This window comes from Aestuarium sp., assembly GCF_023253315.1.
Lineage (GTDB): Bacteria > Pseudomonadota > Alphaproteobacteria > Rhodobacterales > Rhodobacteraceae > Marivivens > Marivivens donghaensis.
Genome location: NZ_JALRGW010000059.1, coordinates 1 through 2,477 on the forward strand (window position 1 = coordinate 1; position 2,477 = coordinate 2,477).

A 2,477-nucleotide genomic window follows, 5' to 3' on the forward strand; every position below is an offset into this window, starting at 1 on the left:
TGAAGCCATCATACAAATGGATCAGAGGCCATATATGCACTAACTATAAACTTGGACCGGTCAAATGAGGCTGCTCAAAGAAGTATGTTTCGGACTACCCTGAACTTGTGGCTGAATGGCACCCAACCAAGAACGGTAGCACGTTACCCGAAGATGTACGGCACGGCTCTAACAAGCTAGCTTGGTGGAAATGCAGCGAAGGTCACGAGTGGGAAGCCTCCATCTTCAACAGAGCCATTCATGCGAAGAACTGCCCATACTGTGCTGGACGCAAGGTTTCAGACACAAACAATCTTCTCTATCGCTTCCCTGAAATAGCTAAGTTTTGGTCCGGCAAGAACGACAAGGCGCCGCATGAGGTTGTTGCAAAATCCGGAAAGAAATACCTCTGGGTTTGTGCTGCGGGTCACGAGTGGGAGAGCAGTCCGCACAATCTGGTGAAGAAGAAGTTCTCATGCCCATTGTGTCGGCATGATGGCCTTTCAGATGCTTATCGCAAGGCCAGTGAGGCCTATAACTTAACTACAGAGTTTCCTGAACTAGCAAGCCAATGGGGCGAACAGAACCAGCGTCCTCCCACCTATTACATGCCCAAAAGCAACGACAAGGTGTGGTGGCGATGTGCAAAGGGTCACGAGTGGAAAGCGACGATAGATAGCAGGTCACGAGGCAACGGTTGCCCCTACTGTGCCGGCAAGAAGCCAAGTCCTGAATATAACTTCGCAGCACTCTACCCCGATTTGCTTGCCGAGTGGGACTTTAGAAAGAACTCGAAGCCTCCTGACCAGTTCCTGCCGCAATCAAACAGACCAGTGTGGTGGTGTTGTGAAAGAGGGCACGAATGGGAAGCGCCCATATATCGTCGGACGACTAATGGTTCAGGCTGCCCGTCTTGTTCAAACCAGACTTCGAAGAATGAACTTCGGATATTCACAGAGCTAGCGGCTGTCTTTGATAACGTTCATCATCGCCAGAAGTTAGCTGGATTTGAGGTGGACGTTTATCTCCCGGATTTCTGCGTCGCCGTAGAATACGACGGTAAGTATTGGCACCGAGAGAAGGGTGAGCAGGACCAAGCCAAGCACGAACACCTAGCGGCGTTAGGGGTCACGCTAATCCGTATCCGTGAAGCACCTCTGTCAAAGCTACAAGACCATGACATCATCCTGCCAATGGGCAGCTTCATCACTAAGGCCATAATGGATGAGTTGGTGGTGCGGCTTGATGCGGGGTCGGATTACCTTTCGGAGCGCAACTTCCGGGCGGAAGAGACCTACCTAACCTATCTCGACTACTTTCCATCTCCCTTTCCAGAACACTCGCTTGCCGCAGTAAATCCTGCGCTGGCCCTAGAGTGGCACCCGACCAAGAACAGTCCGCTAACGCCCCGCAACTTTACGCAGAGTGCCAAGCCAAAGGTTTGGTGGCAGTGTTCGGAGGGGCATGAATGGAAGGCAGCGATTTACTCCAGAAACTTGGGCGGGCATGCCTGCCCATATTGCGCAGGCCGAAAGGCAACCAAAGAAGACAACATGGCCGTAACGCATCCTTGGATGGCAGCGTTGTTTCACCCTACCAAGAATGGAGACTTTACACCTCAAAACCTCAAAGCTGGCACAGGGCGACTTGTCTATTGGCAATGCCACTGCGGTTACGAATGGCAACAGACTGGTGACAAGTTGAGTAGGCTAACAATAGAGCCGTGTTGTCGGTGCCGAAGCCTCGCAACCAAGCGTCCAGACATTGCTGCGATGTGGCATCCGACCTTGAATGGTAATGTAACTCCAATCGATGTTACCTTCAGTTCAGGGATTAACCGTTGGTGGCGATGTCTGAATGACGAGAAACATACGTGGCAGGCATCACCTAACAACATGACAGCTAAGAACCGAAAAACGTTTTGCCCACATTGCAGGTAATCGCACGGCAGTCGATATGGCGCAGCTTTCTAAGCGACGTAGTCACCCACCTCTACCTGCGGCCGATGTATCGGATGTTATCATTGCAGACGACGACCATACCAAACGCTACTCGCTAGCTGACCATAACAGCCCTCCAGCTTCTTATGTGAGCAGCCTCATTTGACCGGTCCAAGTTTATAGTTAGTGCATATTTGGCCTCTGATCCATTTGTATGATGGCTTCAGGAGCGGGTGGGCGATAGCCCAATGCACTGTGTGGTTTCTTTGTGTTGTAGTGCTGTCTCAATTTTATAAGTCGTTGATTTTTAATGTATCAAAAACAGTATAAGTCTCTGCAATCAAAGAATTTTTTATAGTTTTTTTCATTTTTGGGATTCACATATGTTGGCAGTTTTGGTACTATGACTGCGGAAGCATTGGCCGAGGACTAGGCGTAAGCCGAAAAAGATAGGCGTCCTCAAAACTCCGCCCCTTCTGCCTTAGTGGCTGAAGGTTAAACAGCTGTAATGCCACGGAGTCTTACAATCTAAATCTTAATCAAACGCTTTGGGCGTAG

The 2,477-nt window shown here is 50.0% G+C and carries 2 protein-coding genes; one reads left to right on the top strand and one right to left on the bottom strand.

What is annotated here, in order from left to right:
• The first annotated feature begins 107 nt into the window (after positions 1–107).
• Positions 108–1,919 carry a zinc-ribbon domain-containing protein gene (locus AC1QQ2_RS13975; protein ID WP_479713588.1) on the top strand — a complete coding sequence of 604 codons (1,812 nt, stop codon included), beginning with the start codon at positions 108–110 and terminating at the stop codon, positions 1,917–1,919.
• 183 nt (positions 1,920–2,102) lie between these two features.
• On the opposite strand, the gene AC1QQ2_RS13980 is transcribed toward AC1QQ2_RS13975, so the two are convergent.
• Positions 2,103–2,231 carry an integrase core domain-containing protein gene (locus AC1QQ2_RS13980; protein WP_479713589.1) on the bottom strand — a complete coding sequence of 43 codons (129 nt, stop codon included), beginning with the start codon at positions 2,229–2,231 and terminating at the stop codon, positions 2,103–2,105.
• Positions 2,232–2,477: the final 246 nt, after the last annotated feature.